Here is a 20,822-nt window from a genome sequence, read left to right on the forward strand (position 1 = left end):
CGCGGCGTCAGAGATTGACCGAAGGAAGCAGTCACCAAATGATGCACTTGCACTTGGCAAGGGGAGGAACGCCAATGAAAAAATTGACCCTCGCGCTCGGAGGGCTGGCGCTCGGCGCCGGTGCGGCCACGGCGGGAGACATCGAGCGCTCGACGCAGAGCGTGGGCATCCTTTTCGAGGAAGGCCGGTATGCGGAACTGAGCTTCGGCTTTGTCGATCCCGAGGTTTCCGGCAACGCCTTCGGCTTCGGATCCGGCAACATGGCCGGTGACTTCAGCACCTTCGCGCTTGCCTACAAGCAGCCGCTGGGCGACCGGATGGATCTTGCTCTGATCCTTGACCAGCCGATCGGCGCCGATGTCGACTATCCGGCGGGAGGCTCCTACTTTCTGAGTGGAACGACGGCCGAGTTGCGCTCGACCGCGCTGACGGGCCTGCTTCGCTACAAGTTCGACAACAATTTCTCGATCCACGGCGGCCTGCGTGCCGAGAAGGTCAAGGGCAACGTCCACATCAACGTTGCGTCCTACATCGCACCGCCGATCGGCGTCGATTACGACCTCGACGCCAAGGGCGACTGGAAGCTCGGCTATGTGCTCGGCGTTGCCTGGGAAAAGCCCGAAATCGCGGCGCGTGTGGCGCTGACCTACAAGTCGAAGATCACGCACACGCTGGAATACACCGAAGACTCGAATCTGCTGGGCGGCGGGTCGGGCGAATTCGACACCGAAGTGCCGCAGTCGCTGATGCTGGAGGCGCAGACCGGCATCGCCGCGGACACCTTGCTCTTTGGTTCCATCCGCTGGGTGGAGTGGAGCGCGTTCCTGATCAACCCCCCCATCTACAGCTCCCTCTTCCCGACCACCCCGCTGGTGGCATACGACTCCGACCGCATCACCTACACGCTCGGGCTTGGTCGCAAGTTCAACGAGGCCTGGTCCGGCGCCGTCACCGTGTCCTACGAGCCGCAGACGGACGATCTCACCGGGAACCTGGGCCCGAACGATGGCTACACCTCCATCGGTGTCGGTGCGACCTACACGCTCGACCGCATGGAGATCACCGGAGGCGTGCGATACGTCATGCTCGGCGATGCGGTGACACGATCGACCGCCCGGTTCGAGGACAACGACGCTCTGGCTGTCGGAATCCGGGTCGGCTACAAGTTCTGATCCACGTCGGGGCCGCACGGTCAGGCCGGCCCCGGCAAACCACGGCCGAAGGTTCCGGACCTTCGACCCGGCTCCGCGCGCTCCGCCGTCGCATCCGTCAGTTTTCGCGTGAACCGGCGATCCGGGCGCGGTAACAGGGGCGCGATCCGACGCAGAGGGCACGAACGATGATCTACAGGACCGGGGCCGAGTGGCGTGCGGCGCAGGCCAAGCGGGTGCTTCTGTTCGGCATGTCGGGTCTTGGCAAGACCCATGTCTCGGCCCTGCTTCGGGACAGCGGCGACTGGTTCCACTACTCGGTCGATTACCGGATCGGCACGCGCTACATGGGCGAGCACATCGCCGACAATTTCAAGCGCGAGGCGATGAAGGTTCCGTTCCTGCGCGAACTGCTGCGGACCGACTCGGTCTATATCGCGTCGAACATCACCTTCGACAATCTTGCCCCGCTCTCGACCTACCTCGGCAAGCCGGGCAACCCGAACCGAGGCGGGCTGGCCTTCGCCGACTATCTTGAGCGCCAGGGCCAGCACCGCGAGGCCGAGGTGGCGGCGCTGCATGACACGCCCCGCTTCATCCGCCGCGCGACGGAAATCTACGGCTACCAGAACTTCGTCTGCGACTCGGGCGGCTCGATCTGCGAGGTGGTGGACCCGGACAATCCGAACGATCCGGTGATGTCCGATCTTGCCGGCAACCTGCTCATGGTCTGGATCAAGGGCTCCGAGGCGCATACCGCCGAGCTCGTCCGCCGCTTCGACAAGGCGCCGAAACCCATGTACTACCAGCCGGGGTTCCTCCATTCCGCCTGGACGGAATACCGGGTCGAGAAGGGCCTGACCGAGGATCAGGTCGATCCCGACGACTTCATCCGCTGGACCTATGCCCGCGCCCTCGCCCACCGCCAGCCGCGCTACGAGGCCATGGCGCGCTGGGGCATTACCGTCACCGCCGAGGAAGTGGCCGAGGCGAGCGATGCCGCGAGCTTCGTGGACCTCATCGCCCGCACGCTGGACAGGGCGAGAGCCGAGGCCTAGAACCGACCCTCCGCTGAGAGAGACGACCATGCCGATCACCCTGCCCGAGTCGCTGCCCGCCTTCGACGTGCTCACCCGCGAGGGCGTCATGGTGATGACGCCGGAACGGGCCGACCGGCAGGACATCCGGCCCCTGCGCATCGGGCTTCTGAACCTGATGCCCAAGAAGATCCAGACGGAGAACCAGTTCGCCCGGCTGATCGGAGCCACGCCGCTGCAGATCGACTTCCAGCTGATCCGCATGACCGAGCACCAGACGAAGAACACCGCCGCCGAGCACATGGCCGCGTTCTACCGCCCCTTCCAGGAGGTGAAGCACGAGAAGTTCGACGGCCTCATCATCACTGGCGCGCCGATCGAGCATCTCGACTTCACCGATGTCACCTACTGGGACGAGCTCTGCGAGGTGATGGACTGGACGCAGACCAACGTCCAGTCGACCTTCGGCGTCTGCTGGGGCGGCATGGCGATGATCTACCACTTCCACGGCGTGCAGAAGCACATGCTGGAGGCGAAGGCCTTCGGCTGCTTCCGTCATCGCAACGTGGATCCGGTCTCGCCCTACCTGCGGGGCTTCTCGGACGACTTCGTCATCCCCGTCAGCCGGTGGACCGAGATGCGCCAGTCCGAGATCGACGCGGCCCCGGGCCTCCGGACGCTGCTCGCCTCGGACGAGGTGGGCGCCTGTCTCGTCGAGGATGCCGCGCACCGCGCCCTCTACATCTTCAACCACTTCGAATACGACAGCGACACGCTGAAGCAGGAATACGACCGCGACGTGGCGAACGGCAAGCCGATCAACGTGCCGGCGAACTACTATCCCGATGACGATCCGTCGAAGCCGCCGCTCAACAGGTGGCGAAGCCACGCGCACCTCCTATATGGGAACTGGATCAACGAGATCTATCAGTCCACTCCATATGACATTCAGCAGATTGGCCGTTAGCTTCCTCATCGCCGGAACCCTCGCCCTCGGCGGCTGCGGAGCCGCCGTCTCGCAGCGCGCTGCCGACCGCGAGGCCGTGGCCGAGGCTTCCTATCCGCCGACGGGGCAACTCCTCGACGTCGAGGGCCACACCGTCCACGCTCATGTCGAGGGCCATGGGCCGGACCTCGTCCTGATCCACGGCGCCTCGGGATCGACCCGCGATTTCACCTTTTCCTTCGTGGACCGCATGAAGGACCGCTACCGGGTGATCGCCTTCGACCGGCCGGGCCTCGGCTGGTCGGACGACATCGGCCCGGACGGCGTGAGCCCGCTCGTGCAGGCGGACCTGCTGCGCAAGGCCGCGGCCCAGCTCGGCGTGAAGCGGCCGATCGTGCTCGGCCATTCCTACGGCGCAGCCGTGGCACTGGCCTGGGGTCTGCGCGATCCCGGCAATACTGCGGCCATCGTCACGGTCTCGGGCGCGGTCATGCCCTGGCCGGGCGATCTCGGCCCGCTTTACTCGCTGACCTCGAGCAACTTCGGCCAGGCTGCGGTGGTGCCGCTGATCTCGGCCTTCGTCTCGACCGACCGGGCCGAGCGCGTGGTCAGCCAGATCTTCGCGCCCCAGAAGGTGCCGCCCGGCTACGCGGAGTACTTTGGCGTAGGGCTCTCGCTGCGTCGCGAGAGCTTCCGGGTCAACGCGCGGCAGGTCACCGGCCTCAAGCCCTATCTCAAGCTCATGGAGCCGAACTACCCGAAGCTGCCGATGCCGGTCGAGATCCTCCACGGCAACGCCGACCAGGTGGTGCCTGCCGAGATCCACGCGCAACCGCTCGGCAAGCTCATCCCCGGTGCGCATGTCACCATCCTCCCGGGGATCGGCCACATGCCGCACCAGGTCGCCCCGGACGCGGTGGCCGCCGCCATCGACCGCGCCGCGATCCGCGCCGGATTGCGCTGAACGCGGGCTTGGCCATACTGGCGCCAGACAGGGAGGACCCGATGGAGCTGCCGTTCGACGGGGCGATCAGCCACTATTACCGCAAGGAGGCCCCGCGAAATATCCGCGAGGCGATCAAGGGCGCCTCCGGCGACGATATCCTCGAAGCTTCCTATCCCTATCGCGAGGAGTTGAAGAAGAAGGTCTATGCCGAGACGATGGAGGGGCTGCAGGCCCAACTCGTCCGCCTGCAGGCCGAGGTCAAGAAGACCGGCCAGCGGATCGTCGTCGTCTTCGAGGGGCGCGACGCCTCGGGCAAGGGCGGCACGATCAAGGCCGTGACCGAGAACCTCAATCCGCGCGTGGCCAACGTGGTCGCGCTGCCCGCGCCTTCGGACCGCGAAGCCGGACAGTGGTATTTCCAGCGCTACGTCGACAAGCTTCCCGCCAAGGGCGAGATCGCGCTTTTCGACCGCAGCTGGTACAACCGCGGCGTGGTCGAGAAGGTGTTCGACTTCTGCACCGATCGCCAGCGCGAGCACTTCTTCTGCCAGCTTCCCGGCTTCGAGGAGATGCTCGTCGAGGACGGGATCACCCTCGTGAAGCTCTGGCTCAACGTCGGCCGCGCCGAGCAGCTCCGCCGGTTCCTTGCGCGAGAGCAGGATCCGCTCAAGCAGTGGAAGCTCTCGTGGATCGACATCGAGGGCCTGAAGAAATGGGAGGAGTACAGCTCCGCCATCGAGGAGACGCTGCGCCGGAGTCATCTTGGAAACGCACCCTGGACGGTGATCCGGTCGGATGACAAGCGGCGCGCCCGGATCGCGGCGATCCAGACGATCCTCCGGGCGGTCGAGTTCGACGGCCGGCGGGACGATGTGATCGGCATCCCGGATCCTGCCATCTGCGGCGGCCCCGAGATCTGGAGCGACGGTCGCCAGAAGGGATGAGCAAGCGCGGCTACCATCACGGCAATCTCCGCCAGGCCCTGGTCGAGGCGGCGCTCTCGCTCATCACCGAGAAGGGACCGCAGGGCTTTACCCTGTCCGAAGCCGCCAAGGCCGCGGACGTTACGCCCGCCGCCGTCTACCGCCACTTCGCCGGGCGCGACGAGCTGATCGCCGAGGCGGCGCGGCAGGGCTACGAGATCTTCGGCGCGCTCATGGACTACGCCTATGACGAGGGCCGCCCTTCGGCGCTGGCCGCCTTCGAGGCGACGGGGCGCGCCTATCTTGCCTTCGCCCGAAAGTATCCCGGCCACTACATGGCGATGTTCGAAAGCGGCATCTCGCTCCAGTCGAACCCCGACCTTGCGGCCGCAGCCCAAAAGGCACGGGACGTCCTCGAGCGCGCGGCGACCCATCTCTCCGAGCACATCCCACCGGAGAAGCGCCCGCCGCCGGCGATGTTCTCGGCCCACATCTGGGCGATGAGCCATGGCGTCGTCGAACTCTTCACCCGCGGTTCGCCCGGTGCCAAGTCACCCTTCCCGCCCGAGGACCTGCTCGAGGCCGGCATCGGCATCTACCTCCGCGGGCTGGGCCTCCTGCCTCCCGACGCCTGACCAGCGCTGCTCCCGCACCCGCAATTGCGGCCTGGCTATTCACTCTGCCCAAATATCCTCGGGGGTCCGGGGGCAGACAGCCCCCGGCCGTTCCACAGCGCAGCGGGTCCGGATCGGACGGCACGCGGCCGTCACTCCCGGCTGGTCAGGGCCGCCCATGATCCCTTGCCCGGAGGCCGTCCGCTCTCAGCGGAAGAGGACGAGCGCCCCCGGGCTCCAGCCGATGCGGGTGCGGGCGCCGATGTCGAGCACGGCGCGCCCGAAGACGTTGCGCATGGAAAGGCGGACCGGAGCCTCGGTGCCGTCGAGGCGGATGTCGTAATAGGTCATGTCGCCGTAGTAGACGACCTCCTCGATCGTCCCCATCGCCTCGCGATCGCCCTTCTGCCCCTCGAAGAGGATGGTTGCCGTCTCGGGCCGGAAGCCGACGGAGGCGCCCGTCCCGCCGGAAGCACCCGGCGCCTGAGCTGCGTCGAGCAGCACCCGGCCGAGGCCCTGCGCCTCGACCTCGATCCCCTGCGCGGTCTCGCTCAGGATCCGCGCCGGCAGGAAGTTCATCGTCCCGATGAAGTCCGCGACCTTGCGGGAATTCGGCCGCCGGTAGAGCGTCTCGGGGTCGGCGAGCTGCGCGATCTCGCCCTCGAACATGACGGCGATCCGGTCGGACATGACCAGCGCCTCTTCCTGGTCGTGGGTGACGAGGATGAAGGTGATCCCCACCTGCCGCTGCAGCTTGATGAGCTCGACCTGCATCTGCTCGCGCATCTTCTTGTCGAGCGCCGAGAGCGGCTCGTCCAGCAGCAGCACCTTGGGCTTCAGGATCAGCGCACGCGCCAGCGCCACCCGCTGCCGCTGCCCGCCCGAGAGCGCATGCGCGGCCCGCGCGCCGTAGCCGCGCAACCCCACCATCTCGAGCGCCTCGGCCACTCGCCGCGTCGTCTCCTCCTTCGAGAGGTTCGCGCGGCGCAGGCCGAAGCCCACGTTCTGCGCCACCGTCAGATGCGGGAAGATCGCGTAGCTCTGGAACACCATGTTGGTGGGCCGCTTGTTTGCGGGCACCCCCTTGGTGTCCTTGCCGTCGATCAGCACCACGCCCGACGAGATCTCCTCGAACCCCGCGATGGTGCGCAGAAGCGTGGTCTTGCCGCAGCCCGAGGGCCCGAGCAGCGAGAAGAACTCGCCCGCCCGGATCGTGGCCGAGATGCCGCGCAGCGCGTGGTAGTCCCCGTAGTATTTGTGGACGTCGCGGAACTCGATCATCGTGGGTTTCGCGGCAGCGGTCACAGGAAGCCTCCGGTATCCTTGGCGCCGGAACGGGCAAGGCCACGACGGCGGAAATATTCGGCACTGGCGAGCAGCACGATCGAGCAGGCGACGAGCACCGTGCCGAGCGCCATGATGACGGGCACCGCCTGCGGGAAGCGGAACTGCGAGAAGATGTAGATCGGCAGCGTGGGCTCGGTTCCCGCGAGGAAGAAGGCGATGATGAACTCGTCGAGGCTGATGGTGAAGGAGATCAGCAGCGACGAGATGATCCCCGGCATGACCAGCGGCAGGATGATGAGGCGGAAGGTCGAGATGGCTGTCTCGCCCAGATCGTAGGCTGCCTCCTCGAGCGAGCGGTCGAGCGACTGGAAGGCCGAGGACAGGATCGCGATGGTGAAGGGCGTGCAGATCAGCACATGGCCGAGGATCACCGTGAAGATCGTGAGGTTGATCCCCAGACCCAGCAGCACCACGAGCAGCGACACCGCGACGATGATCTCGGGCAGGACCAGCGGCAGCATGATCAGACCCATGACGCCGCCCTTCCCGGGAAACTGGTAGCGCGTCGAGGCACGCGCCGCGAAGACGCCGAGCGTGGTCGAGATCACGGACGCCGATCCCGCGATGATCAGGCTGTTCTTCACCGCCTGCCACAGCGTCGGCTGGTTCGCCGCCTCGACGAACCATTTCGTGCTGAAGCCCGTCAGCGGGAAGGCAATGACCGTCCCCTCGTTGAAGGCGAAGAGCGGCAGGAGGATGATCGGCGCATAGAGGAAGAGCAGATAGGCCAGCGCGTAGATCCGGAACCCGTTCCCCTTCATTTCGGCCCCCGGAGGAAGCGGCGGTTCAGGAACAGGAAGATCAGGCTCACCACCGTCACGATGCTCATGGCGGAAACGGCGATCGCCGATCCGAGCGGGTAATTGTCGAGTTTCAGATACTGGAGCTGGATCAGGTTCGCGACCATCCGCCCCTCGGGCCCGCCCACCAGCTGCGGCGTCACGTAGTCGCCGATGGTCGGGATGAAGACGATCAGGACCGAGGCGATCACGCCCGGCATGGCCAGCGGCAGCGTCACGCGCCAGAAGGTCAGCAGCTTCGATTCCCCCAGATCCTGTCCCGCCTCGAGCAGCGCCCGGTCGATCTTCTCGAGCGCCACGAAGATCGGCAGGATCGCGAAGGGCGCATAGGCGTGGGCCAGCGTGATGACGACCGCATTCACGTTGTAGAGGATGAAGGTCAGCGGCTCGTCGATGATGCCGAGGCCCAGAAGGCCCGAGTTGATCACCCCGTTGAAGCCGAGGATGACCTTCCAGAGGAAGACCCGGATCAGGTAGCTCGTCCAGAACGGAATGGTGATCAGGAAGAGCCAGAGCGACTTGCGCTCGGGCACGACATGGAACGAGACGAAATAGGCCACCGGAAAGGCCAGCAGCACCGTGACCGCCGTGACCGCCATGGCGACCCCCAGCGAGCGCAGCATCACGGTCCGGTAGAGCTCGTTCGTCCAGGCCTCGTGATAGTTGGCCAACGTGAATTCGCGGACGATCTCGAGGTAGCCGTCGGTGAGGAAACTGTAGACCGCGATCGTGCCGAGAGGAGCGGCCAACAGAAGGATCGCGTAAAGGGCAGGAGGTCCCACGAGAAGATAGCCATGAGCCGCCTCGGATCGCCGAAAGCGATTCCACCGCGTTTCCTGCTCCATCGCGCCCCCGCTTCGCCGTGCCTTGAAGTTCTTGCATAGCTCGAAAGCCAAGGAAAGACCTTCGACACGGGACACCTCGCCGGTTGCCCTAAGGTTGAGCAGATCGGCCTGCAGACGAAGGACAAGGGGCAGTCAAACGGAAGATAGCTTTTCCTTTTTCTAGCAAGTGCTTTCCGACCAATCCTTGACCGCCACATGAAGTTTGGAAGTCATGACATGCGATCCGGCTGCCCATCAGGCAGCGTCACTGCACAACGGAAAGGCAGTTGTGACACGTTGCCAGCCCCGTTGCGGCGGCAAGGGTGGACGCGTCCGGTGTGTCGCTGGCGGATTGTGAACTTCACGACCTGCGTCCGCTCCGGACCAAGAGGCTTCACTTCGGGCAGCGGCCCGGCATCAGATCCCGGGGCCGGCCCGGCTCATCGTGCTGGCGTCTAGATCGGAAGCTCCGACGGGGGCGAGGCGAGCAGCCGCGACAACCGGTCCACCGCCGCTTCCAGCCGGGCTCGCGGCACCTGCCCCGCGATGGCGAGCCGCACCGCGTTCGGGGACCGGCCGTGCACCAGCGCGTATTCGTCAGCCGAGCGCAGCAGCACACCCTCGGATTCTGCGGTTCGGGTGAAGGTCGAGGTTCGCCATCCGATTGGCAGGCGCAGCCACACGAAGGGCAGGCCCGGCTGCCAGGACAGATCATGCGCGCCAAGTCCGTTCACGACCGCCTGCAGCCGGTCGCTGAAGGCGCCCTGCACGCGGCGACGGATTTCCGAGGCCTGTCCGCTCTGGAAAAGGTCGAGGCACAGGTCCGAGACCGGCCGGCCGAGCGCGAAGAACGCATGCTGCGCGGTCAGCCGTCCCGTCTCGCCACGGCCTGTCGGGCAGACGATGTAGCCGAAGCGCAGGGCCGCCGAAACGGTCTTGGACAGGCTGCCGACATACCACGTGCGCTCGGGCGCGAGTGCCCGCATCGAGGGAAGCGAGCTTTCCGCCACGGTGTAGCAATCGTCCTCGATGATCTGCAGCTCATGGCGGCGCGCGACGGCCACGATCTCGGCGCGCCGCTGCTCGGACATGCGGACGGCGGTCGGGTTCTGCGCCTCGGTCGTGACGCAGAGGATCTGCGGACCGTGCTTGCGGCAGCAGGCCTCCAGCGCGTCGGGCCGCAGCCCGTCCTGGTCGAGCTCCACCCCCACAACATCGGCCCGAGCAAGCCGCGCCGCGTGGCGGAAGCCCGGATAGGCCAGTTCCTCGGTCAGCACGACGGGCCGGTCGCCTCTCAGGCAGCAGAGCATGACGAGGCCAATACCGCTCTGTCCGCCATGCGTGAGGGCCATGTCCTCAGGCCCGACCGGGCCAAGCACGCGGTCGGCGAGCCAGTCGACCACCGCCTGCCTGAGCGCGGTCTCCTCGCGCTGGGTTGGATAGTCGCGCCAGTCCGATCCTAGATCGCCCGCCACGCGCCTCAGCGCCTCGGAAAAGAGCTGCATCTGGCCGACGTCCGGCAACTGCGGCGAACGGAGATCGAGAAGGCCCGGGGCCTCCTCGGGATCGCGCTCGACAAAGAGCGATTGGGTCGGCCCGAGGCGCGGCTCGGCCGCGGCGACGAAGGTGCCCCGCCCGACGGTTGCTGCGAGCAGCCCCTCCTGCGTTGCGAGCTGATAGGCCCGCGAGACCGTGCCGGGTGTGACCGAGAGCGCCCAGGCAAGATCCCGCACCGTCGGAAGCTGCCCGCCCGGCGTCAGCGTGCCGTCGCGGATCGCCTCGCGCAGGGCGCGGGTCAGCGCCAGATACTTCGGGCCGGGAAATTGTGCGAGGTCTGGACGCCATATTGTATCAGTCACAATGTTCCTCTGGAGCAGTTTGCGCTGTCATTGTATGGTATCATTACTTTATGTAGAGGATTGTATCAATACAAAGGTGCAAAGATGACTCGCGCGATCCCGCAGACCCCGCCTGACGCCTTCAAACTGAACCGCTCCATGCCGCCGCTGGCGCGCATGCTGTTCAATCTGGGCCTCGTGGTGCTCCGCTGGGAGGAGCGCCGTCACACGCGCCAAGGCCTCTCCCGGCTCGATCCGCATCTGTTGCGGGACATCGGGCTGACGGCGCGTGCAGCCGAGATCGAGGCCTCGAAGCCATTCTGGCGGGGGTAAGCCCGTCAACAGGTCCCCATGACTAGGCCGGGCTCCGCCCGGCCTCTCTTTTTTCCCCCTTCGTCCGGCTTCTCCGAGCAGGGTCGGCCTTGGCGCATCGCCGGCCTCGGGCGTGCTCAATCGCATCCCTCGAACCGGACTGGCTCGAACGAGCATCGTCTCAAAGCGCCCCCATGAGCACAAAAGATGATTCTCCCGGCTCGTCGGCCCCGGTTCGCCCTGTCGCGGGCCAGATCCGCCTCCTGCGCGCGGGTGGTGCGCTCTGGAGAGATCCGTTTTGTCGGGAGCTTGACGTGAGCCACACAGAGACCGAATGGCGCGACGCCGGAGGGAGAGAATGACAAAGGCCCGCGCAAGCGCGGGCCTTCCCAAACGACGTGACGCGATGAGATCAGCGCTTCGAGAACTGGAAGCTCCGGCGGGCCTTCGCCTTGCCGTACTTCTTCCGCTCGACGACGCGGCTGTCGCGGGTCAGGAAGCCCGCGGCCTTGAGCGCAGCGCGCAGCGAGGGTTCGTAGAGTTGCAGCGCCTTCGAGATGCCGTGTTTCACCGCACCGGCCTGGCCCGAGAGCCCGCCGCCGGCCACGGTCGCCATCACGTCGAACTGACCTTCGACATTGGCCACCTTGAAGGGCTGGCGCAGGATCATCTGCAGCACCGGACGGGCGAAGTACTCGTCCATCGGCTTGCCGTTCACCGAGACCTTGCCCGAGCCCGGTTTGATCCAGACGCGGGCCACCGCGTCCTTGCGCTTGCCGGTGGCGTAGGAGCGGCCGAGCGAGTCACGGACCGGCTCGCGCGCGACGGCGACTTCGGCCGCCGGGGCGTCGCCAACGACCGATTTCAGATCGTCGAGGGATTTGATGTCGGACATGGCTTACGCGCTCCGGGTGTTCTTCGGGTTCAGCGACGCAACGTCGAGAACGGTGGGCTGCTGCGCTTCGTGCGGATGCTCGGCACCGGCATAGACGCGCAGATTGGTCATCTGCTGGCGGCCGAGGCTGTTGCGCGAGATCATGCGCTCGACGGCCTTGATCACCACGCGCTCGGGATGCGCGCCTTCGAGAACCTGCTCGGCCGTGCGGAACTTGATGCCGCCCGGGTGGCCGGTGTGCCAGTAGTAGCGCTTGTCGGTGCGCTTCTTGCCCGTCATCTGCACCTTGTCGGCGTTGATGACGATGACGTTGTCACCCATGTCCATGTGGGGGGTGAAGGTCGGCTTGTTCTTGCCGCGCAGGATGTTGGCGACGATCGTGGCGAGACGGCCCAGCACGACGCCTTCGGCGTCGATAAGGATCCATTTCTTCTCGATATCCGCCGGGGTAGCGGTGAAGGTTTTCATCGGGAATCCCTGGAATGGAGCGAGGGAAGCCCCCGCGAATTCGGATGCGGCTGTTTCCGGCATTTCGCTCGTCGCGTCAAGGGGCGAGAGGTCGATATTGTATTGCACATACAATGACTTACAAAAAAGGTATCTCCATACCCCACATCAACATGCTGCCGCAGCGGTATAATTTCCGCCTGCTCCTCCACGCACGCGACGCCGATGGTGCCCGCTGCGGACGCCTTGGGAGTCAGGCGATCCGCCACGGAAAGGCTGCGGCATCGCAAGGCCACACCCGGACGTGCGTTCAAGGGTCACGGATGCCGGGGCGCATGGCGATTTCACTTGAGGATCGGCGGTCTCTCCGGGTCCATTCCCGGCGCGGCAGGAATGTGCTCCTCGCGCAGTTCGGGCATCTTCGGAACGGGCAGGTCGAAGCGGTGACCCACGCGCGAGATGGCGGTCTCGGCCGCTTCACCGCTGTCCAGGAAGGCCACGTCCAGCGTCTCCGTGTCCAGCCCAGAGAAGGTCAGCGCCTCGGAGACCGCCCGCGCAAGAGCGAGGCGCGCACCAGGGGAGGCGTCGGTAAAGGCCAGCATGTGGCCATCCCGGCCGTCGTCGTAGTGCACGGAGGCGAGCGTCGCGCAACCCGCCAACCCTCCTGCCCGCGCCAGCTTGTCCCCGAGGGCAAGCATCAGCGCATCCGGCAGCCGCGGCGGGGCAAAGCTCTCGGGCCGCGCCACCTCCTCCGAGGGTGCCTGGCCGATCGTCTGGGCCAACCACTCCACAGCCTCGGGCGGCAGCAGCATCGCTGACGGCGCGTCGCCCAGGTTCAACCCCAGCCCGACCCCCTGCCCGGCCAGCAGCCCCGCGATGACGCGCCCCGGCAGCGCCGCATAGGGCGCGGGCATGCCGGTGAAGGCGGCCAGCCGCTCCTCGAGATCGAAGGCCAGGACGACCGGCCCCTCCTCGAGGTCGAAGACCTGCGGAGACAGCGTCTCGTTCTCCGGCTCGACCTCGAGCAGCAGGAAGAGTTCCCCATCCGCCAGCCTGCCGTAGAAGCGCAGGCGGGCTGCATCGTCATCCGGCGCGGCCTCCATTGCGGCATGGGCTTGATCGAGCGGGGTCATGGCGCTGGCCTCTTCCTGTGCGGGACGGGGCTGTCCTAGAGGCTCGCCCCACCCGCGGCAAGGTCACCTGAACGGCGCATGGCCATCGCAGTGTGAACGCCCGAGAGGGGGTTGCGCGGGTCTTCGGGCCATTGGAACCGGTCCGAATTAGCGAAGGGGCGGCTCGCTCCCGCCGCCCCTTCGTCTTCTTGCCGTAATAGGTTGGTTACTGAAAGACTACGTTCAAAAGTCTGGGGCACTACTCTTAGTGATAATGTGTTTTAACTTGTGTATCCCACACGTCCCTGCGTCAACGCTTCCTTTACCCTTTGGCTAAAAGTGCAACCGGTAGAGGGTTGCAGCGCAACTTTCGCGCGAGCGCGGACACCCGCACACCCTCTCGGCGGAAAGTTGCGCATGAAATCGCGGCAAGCGCGGGCACATGCATGGCGGATGGGCGATCCGAATCGATTCGAGCCAAAGAGCGGCGTCTGTTCGCCGATTCTGGCGAATGCAGATTGGCGCTTGCCCGCCGATGCGAACTTGGACACAGTCGCGGGACGCCGACTTTCGTCGCATTTCGACGCCGGCATCGGGCCGGGGCGTGACGCTTTGAAGGAGAAACTTGCCGAATGCGCTTCATTCCCACGACGCTCAAGGACGCGGTCCTGATCGAAGCCGAACCGAGGGAGGATCACCGGGGCTGGTTCGAACGCACCTTCTGCGAGATGGAGATGGCGACCGCCGGTCTCAAGACCCGCTTCGTCCAGCACAACAGCTCGTACAATCACGCCGCAGGGACGCTGCGCGGGATGCACTACCAGCGCAGCCCGCATGCCGAGGTGAAGGTGATCACCTGCACCCGCGGCCGCATCCAGGACGTCATCATCGACCTGCGTCCGGATTCGCCCACCTACAGGAAATGGGAAGGCTTCGATCTGAAGGCCGGCGACCACCGCCAGCTCTACATCCCCGAGGGCTTTGCCCACGGCTACCTGACGCTGGAGGATGAGACCGCCGTCTCCTATCTCGTCTCGACCGGCTATACGCCGGGGGCCGAGGGTGGCGTCCGCTGGGACGATCCGGCCTTCGGGATAGAGTGGGCAGCCGAGATCTCGGTCATCTCGGAAAAGGATGCTGCCTGGCCGGACTACGCACCGGACTGACGCGCGCGCGAGAAACGCGACGACGTTCGCACTGCAAGGCCGGCGCCTTCGCTGAAGCGCGCGAGGACTGAACGGACACTCGGCAAGCAACGGCAGGGCCGCGGAGCACAGCCCCGCGGCCCTGCCGATCGGGTCACACGCTCAGCGCATAGGCCTCGGAGGGCTGGACCAGGCCGAACTCGCGCTCCATCTCGCCATAGAGCGTGTCGATCCGACGACCCTCTGGCAGCCGCACATCGGCGAAGGTGAGCGTCTGGTCGCGCGGGATGTCGCGCAGCAGGACGCCGCCCTCGGCAAGACCCATCGGCAGCAGCCGGTCGCGAGCCACCACCTCCATGTTCTCGCACTGGCCGTAGGCGGTGAAGCCCCCGATCCCGTCGAGCACCTCGCCCGCCTTCAGGTCGCGCTTGGCCACGGCCACGACGCCCACCTGAGGCGCCCCGAGCGGCGCCAGCGCCGCGTCGCCGAACAGCACCGCTCGCGCCACCGTCATCGGCACCTCGAAATGGCAGAGGTGATAGGGCGTGTAGAAGAGGTAATACGGCCCCTCGCCCAGCTTGTAGAGGTTGAGGTAATGCTTCTGCCGCGGATCGTCATGCGTGCCGATCACGAAGACCCCGGGGCCGGGACGGGCACCCACGATGTAATCGACGATGCCCGGCCCTTCGGGATCCAGATGGGGCGCGAACATCGCGACGTAATCCTCGAGTGGGCGTAGCGGCAGCGTCGGGTTCTTGTCCGTCGGATCGATCCCGATCATCCCGCGCTTCGCGACCCGCATGCCGGTGCCGTTCGCGACGATGGCCTGCTCGTAGGAGATCTTGGTGCCGTCCGCGAAGGAGGTCACCATGTGGACGTTCTGCCCCCACTTCTCGGCGAAACCGCGCTGGGTCTCGGGCGTGCGGTATTCGTCCTGCAGAGCCTTGATGTTGCCCGAGAGGACCGGCTTCACCCCGATGCCCTTCACGAAGCGGATCAGGTTCATCTGCACGCCCGGCTGGTCGCCGTCGCAGTTGGTGATGACGACGCCCGCCGCGTCGGCCCTCTTCTTCAGCAGCGGACCGATGGTCCCGTCGAGCTCGGCATTCATCAGCACGACGTGCTTGCCGGTGGCGATGGCGGCTTCGACCGCCAGCAGCGCGTAATCCATCGAGCCGGTGACCTCGATGATCGCCTCGATCCCGCGGGCGCAGCCCACGAGTGCGGGATCCTCGGTCACGGCGGGCTCGCCCGCCACGATCGCGGCCTCGAGCTCGGCCTGCGTGCCCACGCGGCGCACGGTCTCGCCCGTGCGGCTCGCCTCGAAAGCCGCCGCCGCCTGATCCGCCCGCCGCGCCGCGATGGCCACGAGCTGCATGCCGGGCACCGACTTCGCGATCTGCAGCGCGATGCCCGAGCCCATGAAGCCCGCGCCGATCATGCCGACGCGGATCGGCCGGCCCTCGGCCGCGCGCCGCGCCAGCGCCTTGTCGACGATGATCATGCGACCGCCTCCACGAGCGGATTGCACCAGTAGAGCTTGTCGTCCAGCAGTTTCGAAGCCCGCAGGCGCATCAGCATCTTCAGCCGCGTGTAGGGCTCGGCGCGGAATTCCTCGGGCGTCATGTCGATGCGCTCGAACACCTGCCGCATCTGGCGCGCGCCCTTCTCGGCGGTCCACTGGCACTCGAACTCGGGCAGCACGCGCTGGATCTTGTCGAAGTTCACGCGGTAGGAGCGGTTGTCGGCCGAGGGCTGGCCCACCTGAAGCTCGCAGCCCGGGAAGGTGTCGGCCACGATCCGCGCGATCTCGATGACGCGATAGTTCTGCTCGTTCGAGCCGACGTTGTAGCACTGCCCGGCGATCGCATCGGCCGGCGCGATCAGCGAGCGCCAGACCGCCTGGCACATGTCGAGCGCATGGACGAGCGGCCGCCAGGGCGAGCCGTCGGACTGGAGCGTGATCTTCTTCGTTGTCCAGGCGAGGCCGCAGAGGTCGTTCAGCACGATGTCGAAGCGCTGGCGCGGGCTCGCGCCATAGGCGGTCGAATTGCGCAGGAAGCAGGGCTCGAAGTCCGTGTCCACCCGCTGACTCAGGTCCTGCTCGACCTTGACCTTGCATTCGGCATAGGCCGTCTGCGGATTGACCGGACTCGACTCGTCGAGGATCTGCTCGGGCTGGCCCACGCCATAGACCGAGCACGAGGACATGTAGACGAACCGCTTCGCGCCCGCCTTCCGCGCCATCTCGGCCAGATGCAGCGAGCCGCCGTGGTTGATCTCGTGCGTGAGGCCGGGCGACTGCTGGCCCAGCGGATCGTTCGACAGCTCGGCCAGATGCGCCACCGCGTCGAAGCCTTCCAGATCCTCGGCCGTCACCTGACGGATGTCCTTGGTGATGACCGCCGGACGCGGCGCCGAGGTCGGGTAGAGCCAGCCCTTGCGGTAGAAGCCGGTGTCGAGCCCCACGGCCTCGATGCCTCTCTCGAGCAGGTAGGGGCCAAGAAGCGCGCCGACGTAACCGTCCGCGCCGGTGAAAAGGACCTTCAGGGGCATCAACATCTCCGATCAATCAGCGCCGTCATCGGCATCGTCAAAGCAATTGTGCCGGTCCGCAGCGGCCCGGCCAATCATGCGGGAAGGAAGAGGCGGTTCGCGCCCGTCACGCGGCCCAAATTGCCGCAAGTGTCCGTTCTGCCGGCACAGCCCGACTTTCCCACGGCGAGATCATCGAGAAGCGCCGCGCGCAAGTCAAGCGCCCAGGTTTCCTCCGGAGAAGCGACGGAGGCCGCGCCACGGCGCCGGCCGGACCATGGCGGCCTGCCGCGCCTTCTCCTCGGCGATCAGACCATCGAGAAGCGCCTCTTCGCGCGCCATCTCGTCGCCTCCGAGGCTGCGGATCGGACGGGCCGGATCGAGGGCTGCCCGGAGCGCCGTCAGTGCATCGGCCGCGGGCTTCCGGGGCCGGCCGGCAAGGCGCTCGCCGCGTCCCTGCCGCCGCAGAAAGCGCGCCAGCGCCCGGGCATGGAGCCTCGCATGCCAGCTGCGCGCATCCGACAGAACGTCGTCGCGCACCGGCGCCTCGACCGCGGCCTCGGGATCGATCAGCACTTCAAGTTCGCGCATCTTGCCAAGGTAGCGCAGGGCCGCCGGCTCATGCACGGGCTGCGGCTCGTCGGGCAGCGCCGCCTGCGGCACGAGACGCCGCGCGAGCGTCCGCAGGCGGCCCAGCCAGTCCGTTCCCGCCCGTGCCTCGATCACGAGGACGAGGCCGGGCAGATCCCGTTCGCCAAGGATCCGAACCGCCTCTTCGCCCGCCGCGAGGCCTTCGGCCGCCACCAGCACGGCGACCTTCCCCGTCAGAACCGAAAGCCTTGCACCCAGATCCTCCGAGCCGCCTTCGGCCAGCGCCATCGCCACGACCGAGGTCGCCAGCGGAATGCGGTGGCAGTCGACGGGCCGGACTGCACGGAGATGCACGCCGTCGGGCAGCAGGTCGTCGATCAGGAAGGGCGCGGTGCGGCTCATGCGGTCTCTCCGGCTGCGGTTGGCAGAGCCGGACCCGCGCGGCAAAAGCACCGCGCGGGCCAGGCATCCATCCATGTCATGCCGCTTGCAACGCCTGCGACCCGGAGGGGTTCCGCCTGGCGGTGATCAACCCGGCAGGACTGCGGCCACCGCGTCACGCGTGGCCTCGACGACACGATCCGCCTCCTCCGGCGTGATGCAGAGCGGCGGCGCGAAGCCCAGGATGTCGCCCTGAGGCATTGCGCGGCCGATCACGCCACGTTCGAGCAGCGCCGCCGCCACAGCCGGCCCCACCTTGCGGGCGGGATCGAAGAAGCGCCGGTCGTCCCGGTCTTCGACGAACTCGACCGCGGCCATGAGCCCGTCGCCGCGCACCTCTCCCACGTGCGGATGATCGCCCAGCGCCTCGGCCAGCCGCGCGCGGAAATGCGCGCCGGTCGTGCGGGCGTTCTCGACCAGCCCCATCTCGTCGATGAGCTTCAGGTTCGCCACCCCCGCCGCCGCGCAGATCGGATGCGCGGAATAGGTCCAGCCGTGGCCGATCGGCCCCATCTGGTCCGAGCCCTGCACCAGCACCTCCCACATCCGCTGCGAGACGATGGATCCCGACAGCGGGGCGTAGGCGGAGGTCAGCCCCTTGGCGATGGTGATGAGGTCAGGCTCCATCCCGTAGTGGGTGGAGCCGAACATCGTGCCCAGCCGCCCGAAGCCCGTTACCACCTCGTCTGCCACCAGCAGGATGTCGTATTTCTTCAGCACCTCCTGAATCGCCGCCCAGTAGCCCGCGGGCGGGGGCACGATGCCGCCGGTGCCGAGGATCGGCTCGCCGATGAAGGCCGCGATGGTGTCGGGGCCTTCGGCAAGGATCATCTCCTCGAGTTTCGCCGCGCAATGGGCCGAGAACTGCTCCTCGGACTGCGAGCGGTCTTCGCGGCGGAAGTAATAGGGTGCCTCGGTGTGCAGGATCGGCGGGCGCGGCAGGTCGAAGGCGTTGTGGAAGAGATGCAGGCCCGTGAGCGATCCGGTCATCACGCCCGATCCGTGATAGCCGCGCCAGCGCGAGATGATCTTCTTCTTCTCGGGCCTGCCGAGGATGTTGTTGTAGTACCAGATCAGCTTGATGTTGGTCTCGTTGGCGTCCGAGCCGGACAGACCGAAATAGACCCGGCTCATGTGTTCGGGCGCGCGCTCGATGATCATGCGCGAGAGCGTGATCGAGGCCTCGGTGCCGTGGCCGACATAGGCGTGGTAATAGGCCAGCTCCCGCGCCTGCTCGGCGATGGCCTCTGCGATCTCGGTCCGGCCGTAGCCAACGTTCACGCAGTAGAGGCCGGCGAAGGCGTCGAGACTGCGCCGGCCCTCACGGTCAGTGATGTAGACCCCCTCGCCCCCGGCGATGACGCGGCGCGGGCTCTCGCCGCGGGCATGCGTCCCCATGTGGGTCGAAGGATGGAAGAAATGGTCCCGGTCCCAGGCGTTCAGGTCGTTGTCGCGGTCGAGCATGAGGCTCTCCTTCCTGCCGCGGATGCGGCGTGATGATGAACCGCCGCGTGGGGCGGTTCAGGTGTTTCGTGCCGTCACGGGCGGCGGGCGTGCCATGGCGTCACTGGTGGCGCGTGCTCCATGCCCCCTCACGCGCGCCGTCGCAGGACCCGGCCAGGGCCGGCTTGCACAAGCGATGCGGTCGCGGGTCCGACGACGGTTTAGCTGCCATGCCACATCCGACATGACGTGCCGTGAGTGGACGACAGCCCGGCGCAGGCCCGCGTCAGACGACGATCAGATCGCGCGGCGCATTGCAGAGCCGCTCTCCGCCCGAGGCGCCCACGACGAAGCTCTCGGAAATTGCGACGCCGAAATCCTGCAGCCAGAGGCCGGACTGGATGTGGAAGCACATCCCCTCCTCGAGCACGGTCCGGTCGCCAGGGCGCAGCGAGACGGTGCGCTCGCCCCAGTCCGGAGGATAAGCCAGACCGATGGAATAGCCCACCCGGCTTTCCTTCGAGAGACCGTTCCGGCGCAGCACTGCCTGCCAGGCGGCCTCGACCTCCTCGGCGGTCTTTCCCGGTCGCGCCATCTCCAGCCCGGCGTCCACCCCTTCGACCACCACCTTCGCAAGGTCACGCATCGCCTGCGGCGGCGGCCCGATGTGGAAGGTCCGCGTCAGCGGCGCGTGGTAGCGGCGCCGCGCGCCCGCGATCTCGAGCATGGCCAGCACATTGTCCGGCAGCGGCTTGTCGGTCCAGGTCAGGTGCGGGGTCGAGGTCCCCTCGCCCACCGGCATCAATGGCACGATCGCCGCATAGTCGCCGCCCACACCCGGCGCGCCCAGCGTGAGCCGCTCCAGGACGGCTGCGATCACCTCCTGCTGCGGCACGCCCGCGGCCATGACTTCGGTCGCGCGTTCGATGGCGGCGGTGCAGATCGCGCCCGCCTCGCGCATCAGGCCGATCTCGGCGGGCGATTTCACCAGCCGCGCCCAGTTCACAAGATCGGCGTTGTTCGAGAAGGTCGCCTCGGGCAGGCCCTTCACCAGATGCTGATGACACCGCGCGGTGTAGTAATGCGCATCCATCTCGACACCGATCCGCGCCTTGCCCCAGCCACGCGCCCGGATGAGGGCCGCAAGCTCGTCATAGGGATGCTCCTCGGGGTGATGCACCAGCCGCTCCGAGAAGGGCACGATGTCCGCATCGGGCAGGTCGGTCGTGATGCGCGCGCTCTTGGCATCCTGCGCGCGGCCGAACCACACCGGATGCGCGGCATCGACATGGACCAGCACGCATTGCGGCACATAGAAGGACCAGCCGTCGAAGCCGGTGAGCCAGCACATGTTGGCCGGATCCTGGCAAAGGATCAGGTCGAAGCCCGCCGCCTGCATCCGCCGCTTCACCTCCGCCACGCGGCGGGCGTATTCCTCGGGCGGGAAGAGCTTGTCGAAGATGTCCATCATGGCT

At 66.8% G+C, this 20,822-nt stretch carries 20 protein-coding genes; 8 read left to right on the plus strand and 12 right to left on the minus strand.

The genetic code is table 11. From position 1 onward, the window contains the following. Positions 1–74: 74 nt before the first annotated feature. From ACTVZP_RS07515 to ACTVZP_RS07540, 6 genes are all read left to right on the plus strand, one after another. Positions 75–1,172 (plus strand): OmpP1/FadL family transporter, encoded by a 1,098-nt coding sequence (locus ACTVZP_RS07515; protein WP_443211524.1) that lies wholly within the window; start codon positions 75–77, stop codon positions 1,170–1,172. 167 nt (positions 1,173–1,339) lie between these two features. Next, the gene (locus tag ACTVZP_RS07520) at positions 1,340–2,209 is read left to right on the plus strand and encodes an ATPase (protein WP_443211525.1); all 870 of its coding nucleotides are present in this window, start codon (positions 1,340–1,342) and stop codon (positions 2,207–2,209) included. Positions 2,210–2,237: 28 nt separating this feature from the next. Beyond that, complete coding sequence (metA, locus tag ACTVZP_RS07525; RefSeq protein ID WP_443211526.1) at positions 2,238–3,155, plus strand: homoserine O-acetyltransferase MetA; 918 nt, start codon at positions 2,238–2,240, stop codon at positions 3,153–3,155. Beyond that, on the plus strand, positions 3,145–4,098 hold the full coding sequence (locus ACTVZP_RS07530; RefSeq protein WP_443211527.1) for an alpha/beta fold hydrolase: 954 nt from the start codon (positions 3,145–3,147) through the stop codon (positions 4,096–4,098). The genes metA and ACTVZP_RS07530 overlap by 11 nt, the downstream gene beginning before the upstream one ends. Positions 4,099–4,139: 41 nt before the next feature. Continuing rightward, positions 4,140–5,024 carry a polyphosphate kinase 2 gene (gene ppk2, locus ACTVZP_RS07535; RefSeq protein ID WP_443211528.1) on the plus strand — a complete coding sequence of 295 codons (885 nt, stop codon included), beginning with the start codon at positions 4,140–4,142 and terminating at the stop codon, positions 5,022–5,024. Then, positions 5,021–5,638 carry a TetR/AcrR family transcriptional regulator gene (locus ACTVZP_RS07540; RefSeq protein ID WP_443211529.1) on the plus strand — a complete coding sequence of 206 codons (618 nt, stop codon included), beginning with the start codon at positions 5,021–5,023 and terminating at the stop codon, positions 5,636–5,638. Before ppk2 ends, ACTVZP_RS07540 begins: the two co-directional genes overlap by 4 nt. 186 nt (positions 5,639–5,824) lie before the next feature. On the opposite strand, the gene ACTVZP_RS07545 is transcribed toward ACTVZP_RS07540, so the two are convergent. From ACTVZP_RS07545 to ACTVZP_RS07560, 4 genes are all read right to left on the minus strand, one after another. After that, positions 5,825–6,922: an ABC transporter ATP-binding protein gene (locus tag ACTVZP_RS07545; protein WP_443211530.1), complete on the minus strand. Its 1,098-nt coding sequence runs from the start codon at positions 6,920–6,922 to the stop codon at positions 5,825–5,827. Next, a complete protein-coding gene (locus tag ACTVZP_RS07550) occupies positions 6,919–7,725 on the minus strand; it encodes an ABC transporter permease (RefSeq protein ID WP_443211531.1) in 807 nt (268 codons plus the stop codon). The genes ACTVZP_RS07545 and ACTVZP_RS07550 overlap by 4 nt, the downstream gene beginning before the upstream one ends. Further along, entirely contained in the window at positions 7,722–8,609 is an 888-nt protein-coding gene (locus tag ACTVZP_RS07555) for an ABC transporter permease (RefSeq protein ID WP_443211532.1), read from the minus strand. Before ACTVZP_RS07555 ends, ACTVZP_RS07550 begins: the two co-directional genes overlap by 4 nt. 434 nt (positions 8,610–9,043) lie before the next feature. Further along, entirely contained in the window at positions 9,044–10,447 is a 1,404-nt protein-coding gene (locus ACTVZP_RS07560; protein WP_443211533.1) for an aminotransferase-like domain-containing protein, read from the minus strand. Positions 10,448–10,531: 84 nt separating this feature from the next. On the opposite strand from ACTVZP_RS07560, the gene ACTVZP_RS07565 reads away from it, so the two are divergent. Next, positions 10,532–10,759, plus strand: a complete 228-nt coding sequence (locus ACTVZP_RS07565; protein ID WP_443211534.1) for a DUF1127 domain-containing protein — start codon at positions 10,532–10,534, stop codon at positions 10,757–10,759. 391 nt (positions 10,760–11,150) lie between these two features. On the opposite strand, the gene rpsI is transcribed toward ACTVZP_RS07565, so the two are convergent. The 3 genes from rpsI to ACTVZP_RS07580 form a co-directional block, all read right to left on the minus strand. Continuing rightward, positions 11,151–11,633 carry a 30S ribosomal protein S9 gene (rpsI, locus tag ACTVZP_RS07570; RefSeq protein ID WP_443211535.1) on the minus strand — a complete coding sequence of 161 codons (483 nt, stop codon included), beginning with the start codon at positions 11,631–11,633 and terminating at the stop codon, positions 11,151–11,153. Positions 11,634–11,636: 3 nt separating this feature from the next. Beyond that, positions 11,637–12,101, minus strand: a complete 465-nt coding sequence (gene rplM, locus ACTVZP_RS07575) for a 50S ribosomal protein L13 (protein ID WP_443211536.1) — start codon at positions 12,099–12,101, stop codon at positions 11,637–11,639. Between the two features lie 323 nt (positions 12,102–12,424). After that, complete coding sequence (locus ACTVZP_RS07580; protein WP_443211537.1) at positions 12,425–13,213, minus strand: SseB family protein; 789 nt, start codon at positions 13,211–13,213, stop codon at positions 12,425–12,427. 611 nt (positions 13,214–13,824) lie between these two features. Here ACTVZP_RS07580 and rfbC point away from each other — a divergent pair. Further along, positions 13,825–14,358, plus strand: coding sequence for a dTDP-4-dehydrorhamnose 3,5-epimerase (gene rfbC / locus ACTVZP_RS07585; RefSeq protein WP_443211538.1), 534 nt, complete (start codon positions 13,825–13,827; stop codon positions 14,356–14,358). Positions 14,359–14,491: 133 nt separating this feature from the next. On the opposite strand, the gene ACTVZP_RS07590 is transcribed toward rfbC, so the two are convergent. From ACTVZP_RS07590 to ACTVZP_RS07610, 5 genes are all read right to left on the minus strand, one after another. Beyond that, positions 14,492–15,841, minus strand: a complete 1,350-nt coding sequence (locus ACTVZP_RS07590) for an NAD(P)H-dependent oxidoreductase (protein WP_443211539.1) — start codon at positions 15,839–15,841, stop codon at positions 14,492–14,494. Next, entirely contained in the window at positions 15,838–16,893 is a 1,056-nt protein-coding gene (locus tag ACTVZP_RS07595; protein WP_443211540.1) for an NAD-dependent epimerase/dehydratase family protein, read from the minus strand. The genes ACTVZP_RS07590 and ACTVZP_RS07595 overlap by 4 nt, the downstream gene beginning before the upstream one ends. A 195-nt stretch (positions 16,894–17,088) precedes the next feature. After that, positions 17,089–17,865: a hypothetical protein gene (locus ACTVZP_RS07600; protein ID WP_443211541.1), complete on the minus strand. Its 777-nt coding sequence runs from the start codon at positions 17,863–17,865 to the stop codon at positions 17,089–17,091. Positions 17,866–17,991: 126 nt separating this feature from the next. Next, positions 17,992–19,368 carry an aspartate aminotransferase family protein gene (locus ACTVZP_RS07605; RefSeq protein WP_443211542.1) on the minus strand — a complete coding sequence of 459 codons (1,377 nt, stop codon included), beginning with the start codon at positions 19,366–19,368 and terminating at the stop codon, positions 17,992–17,994. A 265-nt stretch (positions 19,369–19,633) separates the two neighbouring features. Then, positions 19,634–20,815, minus strand: coding sequence for a M24 family metallopeptidase (locus ACTVZP_RS07610; RefSeq protein WP_443211543.1), 1,182 nt, complete (start codon positions 20,813–20,815; stop codon positions 19,634–19,636). Between the last annotated feature and the right edge of the window lie 7 nt (positions 20,816–20,822).

The organism is Rhodobacter sp. NSM (assembly GCF_052244495.1).
In the GTDB taxonomy this organism is placed as follows: domain Bacteria; phylum Pseudomonadota; class Alphaproteobacteria; order Rhodobacterales; family Rhodobacteraceae; genus Cereibacter_A.